The 18,093-nt window shown below is 55.7% G+C and carries 17 protein-coding genes, 1 tRNA gene and 1 pseudogene; 8 read left to right on the top strand and 11 right to left on the bottom strand.

Features of this window, described 5'->3' with window-relative positions; translation table 11 throughout:
- Positions 1-76 precede the first annotated feature (76 nt).
- The gene (gene suhB, locus MJP36_RS07415) at positions 77-892 is read left to right on the top strand and encodes a type III secretion system regulator SuhB (RefSeq protein ID WP_005791195.1); all 816 of its coding nucleotides are present in this window, start codon (positions 77-79) and stop codon (positions 890-892) included.
- A 204-nt stretch (positions 893-1,096) separates the two neighbouring features.
- Here suhB and MJP36_RS07410 read toward each other — a convergent pair whose 3' ends face one another.
- The 6 genes from MJP36_RS07410 to queA all read right to left on the bottom strand — a co-directional run bounded on the left by MJP36_RS07410 (position 1,097) and on the right by queA (position 7,186).
- A complete protein-coding gene (locus tag MJP36_RS07410) occupies positions 1,097-1,639 on the bottom strand; it encodes a glycine zipper 2TM domain-containing protein (protein ID WP_090368706.1) in 543 nt (180 codons plus the stop codon).
- A gap of 124 nt (positions 1,640-1,763) precedes the next feature.
- Positions 1,764-2,678, bottom strand: a complete 915-nt coding sequence (gene secF / locus MJP36_RS07405; protein WP_090368705.1) for a protein translocase subunit SecF — start codon at positions 2,676-2,678, stop codon at positions 1,764-1,766.
- Between the two features lie 9 nt (positions 2,679-2,687).
- A complete protein-coding gene (gene secD / locus MJP36_RS07400) occupies positions 2,688-4,556 on the bottom strand; it encodes a protein translocase subunit SecD (protein ID WP_090368703.1) in 1,869 nt (622 codons plus the stop codon).
- A 62-nt stretch (positions 4,557-4,618) separates the two neighbouring features.
- A complete protein-coding gene (gene yajC, locus MJP36_RS07395) occupies positions 4,619-4,957 on the bottom strand; it encodes a preprotein translocase subunit YajC (RefSeq protein ID WP_003175975.1) in 339 nt (112 codons plus the stop codon).
- Positions 4,958-5,000: 43 nt separating this feature from the next.
- A complete protein-coding gene (gene tgt / locus MJP36_RS07390) occupies positions 5,001-6,116 on the bottom strand; it encodes a tRNA guanosine(34) transglycosylase Tgt (RefSeq protein WP_010565220.1) in 1,116 nt (371 codons plus the stop codon).
- A gap of 5 nt (positions 6,117-6,121) precedes the next feature.
- Positions 6,122-7,186, bottom strand: a complete 1,065-nt coding sequence (gene queA, locus MJP36_RS07385) for a tRNA preQ1(34) S-adenosylmethionine ribosyltransferase-isomerase QueA (protein WP_244385126.1) — start codon at positions 7,184-7,186, stop codon at positions 6,122-6,124.
- 108 nt (positions 7,187-7,294) lie between these two features.
- Here queA and MJP36_RS07380 point away from each other — a divergent pair.
- A tRNA-Leu gene (locus tag MJP36_RS07380) sits at positions 7,295-7,379 on the top strand.
- A 165-nt stretch (positions 7,380-7,544) separates the two neighbouring features.
- Here MJP36_RS07380 and MJP36_RS07375 read toward each other — a convergent pair.
- Complete coding sequence (locus tag MJP36_RS07375) at positions 7,545-7,853, bottom strand: DUF3077 domain-containing protein (protein ID WP_244385125.1); 309 nt, start codon at positions 7,851-7,853, stop codon at positions 7,545-7,547.
- Positions 7,854-8,361: 508 nt separating this feature from the next.
- Here MJP36_RS07375 and MJP36_RS07370 point away from each other — a divergent pair.
- Positions 8,362-9,036, top strand: a complete 675-nt coding sequence (locus MJP36_RS07370) for a hypothetical protein (RefSeq protein ID WP_244385124.1) — start codon at positions 8,362-8,364, stop codon at positions 9,034-9,036.
- Positions 9,037-9,244: 208 nt separating this feature from the next.
- Here MJP36_RS07370 and MJP36_RS07365 read toward each other — a convergent pair whose 3' ends face one another.
- Complete coding sequence (locus tag MJP36_RS07365) at positions 9,245-12,598, bottom strand: P-loop NTPase fold protein (protein ID WP_244385123.1); 3,354 nt, start codon at positions 12,596-12,598, stop codon at positions 9,245-9,247.
- A 283-nt stretch (positions 12,599-12,881) separates the two neighbouring features.
- Positions 12,882-13,754, bottom strand: coding sequence for a restriction endonuclease (locus MJP36_RS07360; protein WP_244385122.1), 873 nt, complete (start codon positions 13,752-13,754; stop codon positions 12,882-12,884).
- Between the two features lie 712 nt (positions 13,755-14,466).
- Between MJP36_RS07360 and MJP36_RS07355 the strand changes: the two genes are divergently transcribed.
- Together MJP36_RS07355 and MJP36_RS07350 are read left to right on the top strand one after the other, a co-directional pair.
- Positions 14,467-14,847, top strand: coding sequence for a cupin domain-containing protein (locus tag MJP36_RS07355; protein ID WP_161550070.1), 381 nt, complete (start codon positions 14,467-14,469; stop codon positions 14,845-14,847).
- Positions 14,848-15,036: 189 nt separating this feature from the next.
- Entirely contained in the window at positions 15,037-15,366 is a 330-nt protein-coding gene (locus MJP36_RS07350; RefSeq protein ID WP_244385121.1) for a hypothetical protein, read from the top strand.
- Between the two features lie 24 nt (positions 15,367-15,390).
- Here MJP36_RS07350 and MJP36_RS07345 read toward each other — a convergent pair whose 3' ends face one another.
- Together MJP36_RS07345 and MJP36_RS07340 are read right to left on the bottom strand one after the other, a co-directional pair.
- Positions 15,391-16,026 (bottom strand): LysE family translocator, encoded by a 636-nt coding sequence (locus tag MJP36_RS07345; protein WP_198763055.1) that lies wholly within the window; start codon positions 16,024-16,026, stop codon positions 15,391-15,393.
- Positions 16,027-16,203: 177 nt separating this feature from the next.
- Positions 16,204-16,683: a helix-turn-helix domain-containing protein gene (locus MJP36_RS07340; protein ID WP_244385120.1), complete on the bottom strand. Its 480-nt coding sequence runs from the start codon at positions 16,681-16,683 to the stop codon at positions 16,204-16,206.
- A 193-nt stretch (positions 16,684-16,876) separates the two neighbouring features.
- Here MJP36_RS07340 and MJP36_RS07335 point away from each other — a divergent pair.
- The 3 genes and pseudogenes from MJP36_RS07335 to MJP36_RS07325 all read left to right on the top strand — a co-directional run.
- Positions 16,877-17,122, top strand: a pseudogene (locus tag MJP36_RS07335) (detoxification); the annotation flags it as partial.
- Positions 17,123-17,180: 58 nt separating this feature from the next.
- Positions 17,181-17,438, top strand: coding sequence for a colicin E3-like toxin immunity protein (locus MJP36_RS07330; RefSeq protein ID WP_244385119.1), 258 nt, complete (start codon positions 17,181-17,183; stop codon positions 17,436-17,438).
- Positions 17,439-17,462: 24 nt separating this feature from the next.
- Positions 17,463-18,092 carry a DUF3916 domain-containing protein gene (locus MJP36_RS07325; RefSeq protein WP_244385118.1) on the top strand — a complete coding sequence of 210 codons (630 nt, stop codon included), beginning with the start codon at positions 17,463-17,465 and terminating at the stop codon, positions 18,090-18,092.
- Position 18,093 lies beyond the last annotated feature (1 nt).

Below are 18,093 nucleotides of genomic sequence, written 5' to 3'. Positions count from 1 at the left end.
CGAACGTCGTCCTTCACCTGAAGAAAGTTTCTGCTAGAATGCGCGGCTTTCTTTAACAACCTTAGGTGACACATCCATGCAGCCCATGCTGAATATCGCGCTGCGCGCCGCCCGCAGCGCCAGTGAATTGATCTTCCGCTCCATCGAGCGCCTGGATACCATCAAGGTCGACGAAAAAGACGCCAAGGATTATGTATCCGAGGTGGATCGCGCCGCCGAACAGAAAATCATCGACGCTCTGCGCAAGGCCTACCCTACCCACGGCATCCTCGGCGAAGAAACCGGCCTGCACAAAGGTAGCGGCGAAGGCGAAGACTACCTGTGGATCATCGACCCACTGGACGGCACCACCAACTTCCTGCGCGGCATCCCGCACTTTGCCGTGAGCATTGCCTGCAAATACCGTGGCCGCCTGGAACACGCCGTTGTGCTGGACCCTGTGCGCCAGGAAGAATTCACCGCCAGCCGTGGCCGTGGCGCCCAACTGAACGGTCGGCGCCTGCGCGTCAGCGGCCGCACCAGCCTGGAAGGCGCCCTGCTGGGCACCGGCTTCCCGTTCCGCGATGACCAGATGGACAACCTGGAAAACTACCTGGGCATGTTCCGCGCCCTGGTTGGCCAGACCGCCGGCATCCGCCGCGCCGGCGCAGCCAGCCTGGACCTGGCTTACGTCGCAGCCGGTCGTTTTGATGCATTCTGGGAGTCGGGCCTGTCCGAGTGGGACATGGCCGCAGGCGCCCTGCTGATCCAAGAGGCCGGCGGCCTGGTGAGCGACTTCACCGGCGGTCACGACTTCCTGGAAAAAGGCCACGTCGTTGCCGGCAACACCAAATGCTTCAAGGCAGTACTGACGGCGATCCAGCCGCACCTGCCGGCTTCGCTGAAGCGCTAAGCCAGCGAGCACAAAAAAAGCACCCCTCGGGGTGCTTTTTTTATGCACTGCGTTTGACCCACACCTGACGACCAGCAACAACCAAATAGCAAATGTGGGAGGGGGCTTGCTCCCGATGGCGATGGTCAGTCAGTTATGCACTAATTGACCTACCGCTATCGGGAGCAAGCCCCCTCCCACACTGGAACTGAACCAGGCTTGGAATTACTGCTGGTTCTGACCCAGGATCAGGCGACCTTCTTTGTCGACCGGAATCTGGCCACCTGGATCGCGATCCATACGCACGGTGCCTTCCTTGCCATCCAGGTTGTAACGCACGTCATACCCGACAACCTTGTCGCTGATGTCGTTGACGGTGTTACAGCGAGTCTGCGTAGTCGTGTAGGTATCACGGTTCTGCATGCCTTCCTGAACCTTGTTACCGGCATAACCGCCACCGACCGCACCGGCCACGGTGGCCAGCTTCTTACCATTACCGCCACCGACCTGGTTGCCCAACAGGCCACCGGCCAAGGCACCGACCACGGTACCGACGATCTGGTGCTGATCCTGTACCGGCCGCTGCCGAGTAACTGCAACGTCCTTGCACACTTCGCGAGGCGTTTTGATCTGGGTTTTGACCGGCTGCACCGCCAACACTTGCGCATACTCAGGGCCGCTTTTAACCAGGCTGTAGGTGGCAACAGCGCCCCCGGCAGTCACACCGACAGCACCCAGTACCGCACCAACCAGCAACGACTTGTTCACGTTGAACCTCCTGACCATCACAAGCGGACCGAAACGTCCGCGCTATACCCAGCCTTGGAGCAAAAAAAAAGGCGCGAGTTCAATACTCACGCCTTCTTTGTAACAGCAGATCAACGAATACCCATCAAGGGCGGTCGTCGACCTCCTTGCCGGTAGCGGCCGGAGGGATCAAGTCTTCGCTGTTGAGGTTCAGCCAGATCAACACCACGTTGGCGATGTAGATCGACGAGTAGGTACCCGCCAGGACGCCGATGAACAGCGCCAGGGAGAAGCCCCACAGGTTGTCGCCACCGAAGATCATCAGCGCAGCGATCGCCAGCAAAGTGGAGATCGAGGTCGCCATGGTCCGCAGCAGCGTCTGGGTGGTGGAGACGTTGATGTTCTCGATCAACGACGCCTTGCGCAGTACGCGGAAGTTCTCACGAACCCGGTCGAATACCACGATGGTGTCGTTGAGCGAGTAGCCGATGATCGCCAGTACGGCGGCCAGTACGGTCAGGTCGAAGGTCACCTGGAAGTACGCCAGGATACCCACGGTCACGATCACGTCGTGGATCAGCGACACAATGGCGCCGACACCGAACTTCCACTGAAAGCGGAAGGCCAGGTAGATCATGATGCCGACCAGCGCCATCAGCATGCCGAGGCCGCCCTGGTCGCGCAGCTCTTCACCCACCTGCGGGCCTACGAACTCGACGCGCTTGACCGAAGCCGGGTTGTCGCCACCGACCTTCTGCAAGGCATCGGCAACCTGGTGACCCAGTTGCGGGTCTTCGCCAGGCATACGCACCAGCAGGTCGGTCGTAGCACCGAAGCTCTGCACGATGGCCTCGTGATAGCCGGCCTTGACCAGCTCGTTGCGCACCAGGGTGACGTCGGCCGGCTTCTCGTAGGTCAGCTCGATGAGCGTACCGCCGGTAAAGTCCAGACCGTAGTTCAGGCCCTTATGGAACCAGCTGAACAACGCCAGAACGGTAAGGAGCATGGTGAAGCCGAACGCAACGTTGCGAACGCCCATGAAGTTGATTGTACGTAACATGGCAGCCCCTTAAATCCACAACTTCTTGAAGTCACGCCCGCCAAAGATCAGGTTGACCATTGCGCGGGTCACCATGATGGCCGTGAACATCGAGGTAAAGATACCGAGGGACATGGTGACCGCAAAACCCTTGACCGGGCCTGTGCCCATGGCAAAGAGAATCCCGCCGACCAGCAAGGTGGTCAGGTTGGAGTCGAGAATCGCGGTAAATGCCCGGCCGAAGCCTTCGTTGATTGCACGCTGTACGCTCATGCCCGCCGCGATCTCTTCACGAATCCGCGAGAAGATCAGCACGTTGGCGTCTACCGCCATACCCATGGTGAGCACGATACCGGCGATACCCGGCAGGGTCAGCGTAGCGCCCAGCAACGACATCAGCGCCAGCAGCATCACCATGTTGCCCGCCAGGGCCACGGTGGCGATGATGCCGAAGAAGCGGTAGATGGCGATGATGAACAGCGACACGAACAGCATGCCCCACAAGGCGGCGTCGATACCCTTGGTGATGTTGTCGGCACCCAGGCTCGGGCCGATGGTGCGCTCTTCAGCGAAGTACATCGGTGCAGCCAGGCCACCGGCACGCAGCAGCAGTGCCAGTTCGGACGACTCGCCCTGGCCGTTCAGGCCGGTGATGCGGAATTGAGCACCCAGTGGCGACTGGATAGTCGCCAGGCTGATGATCTTCTTCTCTTCCTTGAAGCTCTGCACCGGTACGTCTTTCTCGACACCGTTGACCACTTGCTTGGTGTAGGTGGTCACCGGGCGCTGCTCGATGAAGATCACCGCCATGCTGCGACCGACGTTGCTGCGCGTGGCGCGGCTCATCAGTTCGCCGCCATGGCCATCCAGGCGGATGTTCACTTCAGGGGTACCGTGCTCGCCGAAACCGGCCTTGGCGTCGGTCACCTGGTCACCGGTGATGATCAGGCTGCGCTCGATCAAGGCTGGAGGACGGTTGCCTTCACGGAATTCGAATTCCTCGGCAGTAGCGCGGGAAGCCCCCGGCTCAGCGGCCAGACGGAATTCCAGGTTGGCAGTTTTACCCAGGATACGCTTGGCTTCAGCGGTGTCCTGTACGCCCGGCAGCTCAACCACGATGCGGTTGGCGCCCTGGCGTTGAACGATCGGCTCGGCCACGCCCAGCTCGTTGACGCGATTACGTACCGTGGTCAAGTTCTGCTTGATGGAGTATTCGCGGATTTCCGCCAGCTTGGCCGGGGTCATCGCCAGACGCAGTACAGGTTGACCGTTCAGGTCGGCCGGTACGATGTCGAAATCGTTGAAGTTCTTGCGGATCAGCGCACGGGCCTGTTCGCGGGAAGCTTCGTCAGAGAAGCCCAGCTGGATGGCACCGTTGAGCTGCGGCAGGCTGCGATAACGCAACTTCTCTTTGCGCAGCAGGCTCTTCACGTCGCCTTCGTAGACTTTCAGGCGAGCGTCGAGGGCCTTGTCCATGTCGACTTCCAGCAGGAAGTGCACACCACCGGACAAGTCCAGGCCCAGCTTCATCGGGTGCGCGCCGATCTTGCGCAGCCAGGTAGGCGTGGTCTGTGCCAGGTTGAGCGCGACAACGTAGTCGTCACCCATGGCCTTGCGCACCACGTCTTTGGCCGGCAATTGGTCTTCGGCCTTGGTCAGGCGCAGCAAGCCGCCCTTCGCATCCGCCGACAGTGTTGCCGCCTTGACCTGGATACCTGCGTCGGTGAGCGCTTTGCTCGCGCGTTCCAGGTCAGCCTGATTGACTTGCAGCGAAGTGCTGGCACCGGTGATCTGGATCGCCGGGTCATCAGGATAGAGATTGGGAGCGGAATAAATAAAACCGATCGCCAGCACCGCCAGGATCAGTACGTATTTCCACAGAGGGTATTTGTTCAGCATCACGCCGCCCGCTTATAACGCGGGGCGCCTTGCGCGCCCCGTCGATTGGTAAAGGTTGTTACTTAGATCGCTTTGAGCGTGCCTTTTGGCAGCGTGGCGGCGATAGCGCCCTTCTGGAACTTCATTTCTACAGTGTCGGAGACTTCCAGTACCACGAAAGCATCGGAAACCTTGGTGATCTTGCCGGCGATACCGCCAGTGGTCACCACTTCGTCACCTTTCTGCAGGCTGCCCAGCAGGTTTTTCTGCTCTTTGGCACGCTTGGCCTGTGGACGCCAGATCATCAGGTAGAAGATGACCAGGAAGCCGACCAGGAAAATCCACTCGAAACCACCGCCCATAGGGCCGGCAGCGGCAGGCGCAGCGGCGTCAGCCATGGCGTTAGAGATAAAAAAGCTCATTTAGCACTCCAGTTGCAAATAGTGAATCTTAGGGTCGGAAAACTCAGTCCAAGGGCGGCACAGGCAGCCCGCGCTTGGCATAGAAGGCATCGACGAAGGCGGCCAATGTACCCTGTTGAATAGCCTCGCGCAAACCAGCCATCAGGACTTGGTAATGACGCAAATTGTGGATGGTATTCAACATGCTACCCAGCATTTCTCCGCACTTGTCCAGATGGTGCAGATAAGCACGGGAGAAGTTCTGGCAGGTGTAGCAATCACAGGTGGGATCCAGCGGCGAATCATCATGGCGATGGAACGCGTTACGGATCTTCAGCACGCCGGTGTCGATGAACAGATGCCCATTGCGGGCATTACGGGTTGGCATCACGCAATCGAACATGTCCACCCCGCGGCGCACACCCTCTACGAGATCCTCCGGTTTGCCAACGCCCATAAGGTAACGAGGTTTGTCAGCCGGCATCAGGCCCGGCAGGTAATCCAGCACCTTGATCATCTCGTGCTTGGGCTCGCCCACCGACAGACCGCCGATGGCCAGGCCGTCAAAGCCGATCTTGTCCAGGCCTTCCAGCGAGCGTTTGCGCAGGCTTTCATGCATGCCGCCCTGCACGATACCGAACAGCGCCGCAGTGTTGTCGCCATGGGCATTCTTCGAGCGCTGGGCCCAACGCAACGACAGCTCCATGGACACCCGCGCCACGTCTTCGTCGGCCGGGTACGGCGTGCATTCGTCGAAAATCATCACGATGTCGGAGCCCAGGTCGCGCTGCACCTGCATCGACTCTTCCGGGCCCATGAACACCTTGGAGCCATCCACCGGCGAGGCGAAGGTCACGCCCTCCTCCTTGATCTTGCGCATGGCCCCCAGGCTGAACACCTGGAAACCACCGGAGTCGGTGAGGATCGGGCCTTGCCACTTCATGAAATCGTGCAGGTCGCCATGCTTCTTGATCACTTCCGTGCCCGGGCGCAGCCACAGGTGGAAAGTGTTGCCCAGGATAATCTCGGCGCCGGTGGCGACGATATCGCGCGGCAGCATGCCCTTGACGGTGCCGTAGGTGCCGACCGGCATGAAGGCCGGGGTCTCCACCGTGCCACGCGGGAAGGTCAGGCGCCCGCGACGGGCCTTGCCGTCGGTGGCGAGCAATTCAAACGACATACGACTCATGGCTGTTCCTCAGGGCCGGCTTCTCCAGGAGCAGTCGGCGCCGGGTTGCGGGTGATGAACATCGCATCACCGTAGCTGAAAAAACGGTACTCGTTGGCGATGGCGGCTTGATAAGCGGCCATGGTTTCCGGGTAACCGGCAAATGCCGACACCAGCATCAACAGCGTGGATTCCGGCAAATGAAAGTTGGTGACCAGGCAATCGACCACATGGAACGGCCGGCCTGGGTAGATAAAGATATCGGTGTCACCGCTGAACGGCTTGAGCACGCCATCACGCGCCGCGCTCTCCAGCGACCGCACACTGGTGGTGCCCACCGCCACGACGCGACCGCCACGGGCCTTGCAGGCGTTGACCGCATCCACCACATCCTGGCTGACTTCCAGCCACTCGCTGTGCATATGATGGTCTTCGATGTTATCCACACGCACCGGCTGAAACGTGCCGGCCCCCACGTGCAGGGTCACATAGGCGGTCTCGACGCCCTTGGCGGCAATCGCCTCCAGCAGCGGCTGGTCGAAATGCAGCCCGGCCGTGGGCGCGGCGACCGCGCCCGGGCGCTGGGAGTAAACCGTCTGATAGCGCTCGCGGTCCGCGTCTTCGTCGGGGCGGTCTATATAAGGAGGCAGCGGCATGTGGCCGACACGCTCCAGCAACGGCAACACTTCCTCGGCGAACTTGAGTTCGAACAGCGCATCATGACGCGCCACCATCTCGGCTTCGCCACCGCCATCAATCAAGATGGCCGAGCCCGGTTTCGGCGACTTGCTGGAGCGCACATGGGCCAGCACGCGATGGCTGTCCAGCACCCGCTCCACCAGAATTTCCAGCTTGCCGCCGGAAGCTTTCTGGCCAAACAGCCGCGCCGGAATCACCCGGGTATTGTTGAACACCATCAGATCGCCTGGGCGCAAATGCTCAAGCAAATCAGTGAATTGACGGTGTGCGAGGGCACCACTGACCCCGTCCAGGGTCAGCAGTCGACTGGCGCGACGCTCGGCCAAAGGGTGGCGAGCAATCAGCGAATCCGGGAGTTCAAAAGTAAAGTCAGCAACGCGCATGATGGGGTTCGTCTAGCAGGGCCGGGAAGTCTAGCGGAAATAGTGAAAATAGACCATGAAACGTGATTGACCAACGGTAATCTCATCTCTATACTTCGCCGCCATTGAGCCCTGATGGCGGAATTGGTAGACGCGGCGGATTCAAAATCCGTTTTCGAAAGGAGTGGGAGTTCGAGTCTCCCTCGGGGCACCATCTTAAAAAAAGACCTTGAAATTCAAGGTCTTTTTTTTCGCCTGCAGAAAAGTGCGCGGCCACCGGAATGACTATTCACCGCCCACAATCAACCTGAAACACGATCCCTTTGTAGGAGCTGGCTTGCCTGCGAAGACACCCGCCCCAACACCTCAACTTCCCCGCCTACACACCACCCGCATCCCCCTCCTCCACCACTCCATTTGGCAACATCCCATTCGCCAAATCACCCACCACCGCCTTCGCCATCTCCCCCAAATAATGCGCCGCCCAGGCAAAGCGATCGGCACCTGTATCCATGGCGGCATCCAATGCGAGCATTTTTGAACAGTGGAGCAGTTCGGAGGCGTGCTCCAGGGCATCGCGGATGGGGACGCCGGAATTGACGCGGAATAGGCGGTGGAGATTGGGGTGTTTGCCGCAGGTGGAGAAGGTGATGATGCCGAGGGTTTTGTTTTGGGGTGGGTTGATCATTGGGCACCTCCCAGCTGGCTGGGGGCGTGGGCGGCAGAATTACGAAGGTACGATTGATTAGAACTACTCATTGATTAAGCTCCTAGTTAAGTGAGCCTATTGTTTCTCGGATTATCAGGTCCGATCGCTGGATTGGAAGCGAAGGTGGAAGGTAGCGTAGGCGCGGTTGGGACTGGAAGGTCGGATCTGTGGCGAAAGGTTTCTGGTAGGTTGTGCCGGGATCAGGGAAAAAATATTGGTCGCCAACCTTTCACGCCTCAACAGGTAGGAAAGCTCCGGACGGCCGCATTCGGCCAAAAGGAGCCAGTCGACGGCGTCTAGGAAATTAGGGGCGACTCAATACATCCTGCAGAGATTTCAAACAAATTTGCTGCACGCGAAAAGTGAAATGAGTATTTTGAGCTGGCCATACGAGGTGTTGATACTTTTATGCGAGACATCTAACTACTGAATGCTGCCGACTCACTAAAGCGGCTGGCTGATTTCTGGCATCGTGGGAGCCTGGTAAATGTTTACATATTCAGACCGCGACTTTATGTCGAAAAACATGAAGGTAGTTGTTGAGTCAATTGAGTCAAAGCTGAGTATGCCATTCTTTTCGGAGTTCAAGGACGTCGCGATAGCCGCAACATCAAGATCCATAGAAGCAATTAAGGCATTTGAGGCGTCAGGGTTGTACCGAGACCTTTCATGCTTCAGAGGCAATCAGGCCGAAGATTTGATAAATGCGCTTTTCTGCGAGATCACTGACGATATAGTAAATAGCGAAGCGCTTCAGGTGCTCGACGCCTTGCGACATTCATTTGTGTGTTATGCATACAATGGTCTGCATCAACTTTATACGCGTCAAGAAAATGAGTGTTGGCACCCCCAAATAGTGCTCACAGAAGTGCTTGAGCCAAACGATATTGACTCATTGCCTAGGGTTTTGACCCTATATCGAGGCTGCGATAGAAGCGAGCTTGAAAACCGCTCCTTCGGGCAAGCGTGGTCTACATCGTTAGAGTCTGCCCAAAAATTTGCGTATGTTCATTATTTAGGCCAGGACTGGTTTGATGAAAATAACAGGGTCGTATTGGAAACGAGATACCGAAAAGACTATGTTTTATTTTCGGATCAATCAATAGAATATGAGGTGGTAGTTGATGTCAACAAATTGGATGGTGTACGTGAACACGCTTAATAATTCGCTGTAGATGCGACGCCCGATAACGGTTATACCTCCTAACCGACCGACTGCCCTTCATTGTCTCGACTCAAACCGCTCCGCTAGACGTCACGAGTCTAAATCGACCCACTAAATAATTGATTACCAGAGTGCCACTAGAAGTTTCGCCTGCTTTCCTCCCGCACGTTTTGTGTCGTCAAGTCGATGCAGGCGACTTCAATTTTCACTCTTTGCCGAAAAGGGCTCTTGCCAATTTCTGCATACGCCCTTTGTTGCCATGCTGCTCGGACAGGTTGGTGTAGATATTTGGGAGGCGTTCCTTAAGCTTTGTTACCTGGGAAGCGTACGTGTCTTTATGTTCATTAGAAATTTTCCACTCAGCGAATTGAGACGCTATTGAATCTATAAAATTCGCTGCGGATCTTGTGCCCTCAGGGTCACTGTTCATCTGCAGTAGTATCTGAAGAAGGCGCTCCTCCTCTTCAGGTGTTCTAGGAGTGATGTTCGGTAACAGCTCGCCGTATTCGCCCAAGATAAGGATTGAGGCCTCCACAGAAACCTTCAGATCGTATACAAATGGCCGAAGCATGGTGCCAATGATGGCGCGAGTGTCTCCTTCAAAGAGGTTGAGCAGTAGCTTTGAATTCTGAATGCTCGTGGAGGACGGTTTGGCGAACGTGGCTTGTTTGACTGCAGCAGTAAGCCAGGCCGACACGGTTTGGTGAGCTGACGTCTCACCAGCAAAATCGATTTTGTGGTCGATCATGTATCTCAATGCAGTTCGCTCATTGGTGCTGGCAGCTTCAATGAGGTTCATCCATCCAGAAGTATCAATATCTGTCCCAAAGCTCCGATCAAGTATGGTGGCTCGCAACTCCAGCAACTTGGCGTTGGCCCCCTCAAGGGCGTGGCTCAAGAACAGCGTATCGATATCCGGGAGCGCCGGTACTTTCTCGGATGCCAAATTGAACGAGGTGAACCATTCAAGGAACTCATTATCCGTTAGTCCGTAGCCACTTAGCCTATCCGCAAGGATGGAATATGACTCATAGACGTGGCCAGAGGCAACGTTTCCGATGGCTCCAACCTTAATCAGCCTAGACAGTATCGGTGCGACTAGGTGTGCAGACTCATCTTCAATCGTTAGTTTGAAGAGGTTTTCAGAGGTGATCGCTGCCCGAACCAATGCGTACAGATATTCCTGCTCGGCTTCAAAAGCCTCCTTGATGCCTGGAATCTCGCTGAGCGGTACTCCAGTGTTCAGCCTCATGTACATGACTGCAATTGAGACTTTGATGCGGTTGGATTTCACGTTAGGTAGATGCTGCAGAATCAGCTGCGGCATCGCGCTGGAAAGCTTCCCGAACAGGGCTGCTGCGAACCAGACCCTATGTTCAGCGGGGTTCAAATCAATTGCCGTCGTAACTGCCGCAGTAGACTCAACACCTATGAAATAAGGCCTAGGGGTAGTGGTCAATCTTATTTGGCCAAAATAGGCTGTGAAACATGGCAGCCAATCGCTTTCATCGAGTGGAACTCGATTTAGGGTTGCATGCTCAGTCGCTGCGAGTTGCAGGACCGCGTCCCTCAAACCATTGTCGTTGAGGCTAATTTTACTCGTATCAATCTTTTTGAGATCTGGATCCGGTACTACCATATGGAACAACAGTTCAGCGCCACCCATGGTCGAGGGTTCAAATGGGGCGCTTACAGAATCCAAGTAGCTGTCGTACTTGAAAATGGTCTCTGTGTAGCCTTCAACAGACTCTGGATCATAGGCCTCTTCCATCATTTCTTCGAACGCAGTTTTGGAAGCCGCCAGTGGCTTCTCGAAGATGTCTTCGCGCAGGCCTAACCCAATCAGTCCCTTGATGGAATCAAAGTAACCGGGATCTGTGCTTACCGTTTCCAGCTGATCCCCATTTCCAAATTTCGCACTCACGTGAGGGAGCAGGTCATCAATGCTGCACCCTTCCATTTGAGACGCTTGATGGAGGGTTTTCAGAAGACTGACCGGGGAAACCGGTGTCTCCAAGCGGCGAACAAAAGAGTCCTTAAATCCAAAGTAAGGGATGAGTGCAGCGAGCCTTTTACCGTCTTGGGAGTCGATAGCATCTTCAAGTGGCTGGTCGATCAGCTCAGCGATGGCGATATCCGGAGATGTCTGGAAATGGATCTGTAGGATCTGGATGGGCCAGCCTGTTTTCATGTCCTCTCCCAGAAGTGCCTTCAGGGAGCGTTTGGTTTTATCGATGTTCAGCGCCACGGCTTGGGCGTCTTCATCTTCAGCCTCTGTGGCGCTCTTAGCACTCTCACCGACCGTCGGAGCATCTGGGTCTTTCAGCATCTCCTCGATGGCCACGCCATTATATTTACAGATTGCCAGGTAGGCAGCGATGCAGACTACGCTTGGTCTATCTGCAGTGACCAGCAGTGTGGTTGCGATGTCGTTGATGAATCTTTTCTGTAGGCGAGGAGTCACCAACCCGCCAGCCATGGGGCTATGACGCTGGAGAATCACGCTGCACGCATCAGCATCCAACAGGTTGGACGCACCAAAACTCTCACTCCAAAGTTTCCTGAATGCATCTTTCCAGCCGGATGTGATGATCGGCGGGGTACGGAACACCACAGGGAACTTTTTGGCGATGAAGTCCTTCGAGTCGTAGCTCTGCTCGTTGTCACCATTGAGATATTTGGATACCTTTGTGGAGCAAAATGGCACAATGACACTGAGGTTTTCCTCGCCTGTGACGGACGTGAAAATTTCTAGATCGCTCCATACCGCTCGTAAGACATCCCGTGGGAGCCTGTCCAAGTTATCGATCACAATGATAATGTGGTAATCCCTCACTGCATGTAGCTGCTTGCGGAGGGCCTGCTTCAAATCGAGAGGGCTTACCTCTTTGCTGACTTCGATAGTTTCGGTGATTCGATCATCGGAGCTGCCTTTGAGCAGACTGGCCAAGTTCCAGCGTTTCTTAGGATCCTCTTCTCTTCGGCTAGCCAAATACGCGAGCAGAAGAATAATGCCAGGCGCTGTGCACGCTAGCAGGTAAAGAGCATGAAGCCCTAGGGCGAGAGAATCGCTGCCATGAAGGCGAATTAGATAGTCACGAATAAAGGTCGGTGTAAGTACACCACTTGCGATCAGTAGCACTGCCCAGATACTGATATGACTGCGGGTGTCCTTCGTGTAGCTGTAGTGCCGACCTAAGGCGATGTCGCGGCTGGTTTCGACCTCCGCGATTTGCTTTTCTCGACCCAATGTCTTGAGCAGTTCTGTCACTTGCTCGGTCAGTTGTTGGATAAAATTGCTTTTGATCGAGCCTTGATAATTCTGCTCGCAATCAAAGAGCCACAGCTTCGTCTTCGACTTCTCCGTAACGATCTTCTTTTCGAGCATCTGAAGGATCGAGCTCTTCCCTGAGCCAAATTCACCGTCCAATCCAATCACCCGGTGATTGGTTTTAGGCTTTAGATAATCATGCATCGCTTGAGCCACGCGGTCGTGACTCTCGCCCTTGAAAACATCGACATCGGACGGGCTTTCATTTTGGAAGTTTAGGTTGTTCATCAGTCCCTTGCACCTCGGCCGGCCAGTACCGTATGGCCAATGGCCTCCAGCATACGACTTTGACGGCAATTTGCACCAGAGTGGTTAGATGCGTCGCGCGCTAGGATTGCACGGTAATCGTGCTGGGTCTGGAGAGAGTTGGCAGCAGGTCTTCTGCACATCTTACAGGTATGCCCTTTGCTGTATTCAAGGTAAAGGGCAAAGCCTGAGGTGAGGCGATGATCGCTTTCGGCCAACAGCCGTCCTTCGCGGATGAATACAGTTGAATCGCCCCCTGTTCTCCTCAGTGAGAGAAAAGCTCGCGTACCCGAATAAATGGCAACCCTGTTTCAGCAGCCCTACGCACCTTTAGTTCCAAGACCCGCGTCCAGGGGATCTCCCTATCTAGCATCTCGTAGAGATCAAGCCCGTCGATGCAGATGACGCGTTTTCCCCTTCCAAAAGCTAGTATTCCATCGTCAGTAAATCCGCTGTTGCTGACGAAAATTCCCCTCGTCCAAGCTGCCTTCTGCTCTAGCTTCCCATGGAATGAGTGAAGTTCAGCTACCCCTATCTTGTTTCCATGCCACTTCGCTTCGATCAGATACGTCTCTCCGTTAAGTTGGAAACTCCCATCAATCTGCTCTCCTCGTAGCCTGAAGGGCTCACGAGGATCCATATCGGAAGCCTTAAACAGATCCTGAAGGAATCTTTCAAATGCGTAACCGCGTGGATGAGGATCCAGCTGGCTCAGGGCGATTAAGTCGTTCTTGAGCTGAGAGATTATCTCCCGATTAAATGCTTGAACGGGAGCCTGTTGAAAGCTCGGCGGAGCGGAGTTGTGACCTTGGAGCTGGCCCATGAGGGTCATGAGCCGGCCATTGGCGTTCTTTACTGACTCCTCACTTCCTGTATTCAGTCGAACTGCTTCCCGGTACTCCCAGAGCTTTTCGAGGGCGCGGATCAGCGTTGGCTTATCCACAGACTGAAGAAAGCAGCGCAAACGCTTCGCCTTGGACGTTCCGTTTCTCTTGTAGACTTCAGCATCGATGTCGATGTTTAGCTCTTCTGCGAAGAAAAGAGCGAAGGTACGATCTGAGAAATTCAGAACATAGCCGGAACCCATCTCGAGTATCTCCTCGAGAAACATCATATCGATCGCACGAATGTTGCTCATACTGGTTTCCTTGCTTAGCGAGAGGTGAATCGCCCCAGTTTAGTAGACGTTCGATTGACGGTTTTCGACGCAAAACAGATGTCAAAGACTATAGTTTTATACAGCTCAAAAAACGATTTCGCACCGTGCTTCAGCGGCCTGTCCTCGTAATGTCAGACCAGACTCGAAGCACATGACAAGGTGATGATCTGGTTGGATGTTATCCGTAAGGTAGAAGGCTTGTGTCTCGGAGTCGGACGCCACTGCTCCAATCGAATGAATAACACAACCGTCGCCGTCAGCGGGTTTTTCATCCCGCCCACTCGCTGAAAAGTAGTCGACCTCATGGAAGCTGATAGTAATCTTGCGTGCTTCTTCGGTCGGCACCCAAGGCTTCAGTCCGTCGAGTAAAGCTGAGCACAAACGACCGACCCACGATGTCGTAATTGATAGCGCGGGATTGATAGATGTTATGCAGATCGTACGCATGGTCGTGAATCTCAACCTCGATATGCCCCAACGCGAAGCCACGGAATTGCATGGGTTAACTCTAATGATCTAACGGTAGGCGTACATCGTAATGCATCTTCGCAATGGCAGCTTCTGGCCGAGAGCGGACAAACACGTCCTTATAAGTGATCGTCCCCCGCCGTCACAATCTTGCAGGATCATTCAAGCCCTGCCGCTCCCTCCCTCGCTAACCTGACAGTCCTCACCCACCCGAGCACCCGTCATGGCCCACCCACACCATCCCACACACCCCATAAACCTCACCCAAAAAGCCTCCCTCATCGACCAACAATGGAGCCCCCGCGTCGTCGCCGAGATGAACGACTACCAATTCAAAGTCGTACGCATCGAAGGCGAATTCATCTGGCACTCCCACCCCGAAACCGACGAGGCTTTCCTGGTGCTGGAAGGTACGCTGCGTATCGACCTGCCAGACGGCCCGGTGTATGTGGCGCCGGGCGAGTTGTATGTGGTGCCGCGTGGCGTCGAGCATCGGACGGCTGCCGAAGGGGAAGCCAAGCTGATGATGATCGAGCCACGGGGGATCTTGAATACCGGGCATGAGGGGGGTGACCGTACCGCGGTGAATGATCTGTGGATCTGAGGGTCGGCATTTGTCTTGAGGTCGCAGGCCGTCTCAAACCGTTGATCTTGCGTCTGCCCGAAGCGAACAGATGCAGGTCTTCAATGGTTTACGGGTGCGCGAGCCAGGCGGTTCGCGGCATTGGGGTCTTTTTTTTCCGGTGCGGAACAGTGATCATCGCCCTCCCCCAAAGCCCTAGGAACCAAGACCATGGAGTTGACGCTGGAAGCGGTTGCGCTGTTTGCACTGAAGCTGGTGCACGAGACGGACGGCGGCAGCCCGCTTCTGCGGGATGATCAAGCGATGGGCGGGTATGAGCGGGAGGTGTTTGGGTTGCTGGTGCGGCAGGGGAACCTGGCCGCTACTCAATCCAAAATAGCGGAGTGTATCGATCAGGCACTTGAGGCATTGGGCGGTGCCGACACGGTCATGGGCCGTGAATTGCAGCGGTTGGCGGCGGATGTACAAAACGTAGGTCAGCTGGATGAACTGCGCGAGCCGCTGGCTACCCTCAAGCATTACCTCAAAGACATTCAGTGAAACACTGACCCGCTGTGCGGCGACCTACCGCCGCCCTTCCACCGCCATCCGCACGGCCAGCCCCATCAACACCGAGCCCATCATCCAGCGCTGCACCACCTGCCATCCCGGCCGGGTGACGAAAAACACCGCGATGGAACCCGCCATGGTGGCAATCACGGCGTTGACGCTCACGCTGATCATGATTTGCGTAAAGCCCAGCACCAGTGATTGCATCAGCACACTGCCGTGGCCGTTCGGGTCGATGAACTGCGGCAGCAGCGACAGATACATCACCGCCACCTTGGGGTTCAACAGGTTGGTCACCAGGCCCATGGTGAACAGCTTGCGCGGGCTGTCCTGGGGCAAGTCGCGCACCTGGAACGGCGAGCGCCCACCAGGCCTGACCGCTTGCCAGGCCATATAGGCCAGATACAACGCACCGCCGAAACGCAGCGCGTCATAAGCAAACGGCACCGCCATGACCAGTGCCGTGATCCCCAACGCCGCGCACACCATATAAACCAGAAAACCCAACGCCACGCCGCCCAGGGAAATCAACCCGGCGGTGCGGCCCTGGCAGATCGAGCGAGAAATGAGGTAAATCATATTCGGACCGGGCGTGAGCACCATACCGAGTGAGATCAGCGCATAGGCCAGCCAGTTGGACATTTCAGGCATTGTTGGGCTCCTGGATTGTTATTCGGCCGGCGTGAAATGCTTGGCCTGCGATGCGGTGTTGGCCACCATGTTAGGGCGTCCAAAAGCGGGCCGTTAGATACAGATCTGCGAGCAAAACGTCATACAGGTGCGAGCACTTATTGCAGTACTTACACAAGGACAGGCACATGATCGACCTTAACAACGAAGGCGAACACCTCGTCTGTCGTATCCCATTCCCAACTCCTGGGCCTGTTGCGCCAGCGCTTCCATTGCCTCTTGGCTTTCTTCGTCACGTCGCCGCTTGAACGCCATCAAATCCGAAAATCGAATCCGTCGATGACGACCCGTTTTTGTAAAAGGAATAGCACCTTCCTCCTGCATCTTGACCAGATGCTGGCGTGAAACATTGAGCAGGTCGGCTGCTTCATGCGAAGTCAATTCGGCATGCACCGGAACTACCTTCACGGCATTGCCGCTGGCCAAATCGCCCAGGATATCGACAAGCCGATGCAGCGCTGAAGTTGGGAGTATGAGGGTGTGAGGTTTGTCTTCTTTGTCAAAGATATCGATGCGCCGGGTTTGAAATCCGGTCGACAGGCGCGAGGCCACTTCGCGTAGGTCTTGCACAGCCGCTTCGACTTCTTTTTCCAGCGGAATGATCGTGTGGGTAATCATGATGCAGCTCCGGCGTTACGCAATTCGGTGGGATTCAACGCAAACGCAGCAAACGATAATCGAAGTATTCGGAACAGAGACACCCGCTCAAGCATCAGTCCACTTTTCCCACATCAACCACCGAATTAAGCCGACATCAGCCTCTGAGCCCCCCTCTTAGGCTCACTCCCTCGCACAAGGAAGTGAGCCGGTCATGTCAGAGCGCTTTTACCCACCCACCGAAGAACAGCTACTCAAACATCGGATTCTGATCCCGCAGCCATCGCGCGTGCCTTACTCGCCGGCTGTTGATTTTTTCGAGCCGCTCCCTGCCCCGGCCCCTACGCTAGCCAAGCCTCCCGGCTGCGTTTTCATCAAGCCCTGCCAACTGCCTGACGGCGTCACCCACTACTTCAACCCCACCGGTTACATCCCGTTGGAGCTGATTCACGTAACCGGCGAGCAGCTAAAAGGGCCGAAGAAAAAACGAAACATCAAAAAATACCTATGAGGGCTACATGGGACTGAAAGTGAGATTGGAATGGTTCGACAGAACCACAGAGTTGCTGCGCGGAACGCAGGATTCGGCGGATTTAGGAGATGACTATTCCGTGATTTCCAAGCTGGGGCTGTCGGCAGCCAAGGACGTCAATAACGGCATGTTTGAACTACGCAGGGAGTGGCTAGCAGTGATACAGGCTCACTTCGCTCATGAAATTGCCCTGTCAGAGAGCGACTACTTCATCGCCTTTGATTACGAAGACGCGAACGAATAACACACATCTGGAGAATTCAGCTTCATGCGCAGGCTGTCACTGACAAACAAAAAACTTCGCAACATCCCCAGGCACCTCAGAGCCCTGACGCGTTGGGCAGACAGCTACGAAGGCTGCTTTTACGACCCCTTACCGTCGCCCCCGGACTACGTGGACCTGAAAATTCCCGTTATCGAAAACCTTGTTGAAGGCCATCAAACCACGCCGGAGATTCTGGCGCATTGCGCTCAACAGTTGATCAAGGTTGCAGGCCACTTGGTCGAAGCACGGACAAACGATGACCCTGAGTGCTGGATCGTCGCCTGCATCATGGTCCCGGACATGTTCTCAAGCCGAGTCTGTGTCTACACCGATAAAGCCCGCTATCTCGGGCACACCCAACCCTTCGATTACGAGTACTTCCGTCAAACCCGCATCACGGACCGAAGCCTTGCCCGCGAATGGGGGTTGGTCGTTCCGCCAGGGCTCCAGGAAGTTGGCTTTCACTTTACCCACGAGAACGAAAACGCAGAGGTCTTCGAGTCAGAGCATTGGTACTTCGGCGAAGTCAGCACGACCGATGATGCCCCTGGCGCAGAGCGTTGGAAATATAAAACCTTCAGGTCCTTCCAAGCGCAGCATCCGCATTTGTTCGGTCCGTCCAAACTGGCGTAAT

The sequence above is a fragment of the Pseudomonas palleroniana genome (assembly GCF_022836895.1).
GTDB classification, from domain to species: domain Bacteria; phylum Pseudomonadota; class Gammaproteobacteria; order Pseudomonadales; family Pseudomonadaceae; genus Aquipseudomonas; species Aquipseudomonas palleroniana.
The sequence above is the reverse complement of the archived record's forward strand: the minus strand, read 5'-3'. Positions and strand labels throughout refer to the sequence as shown.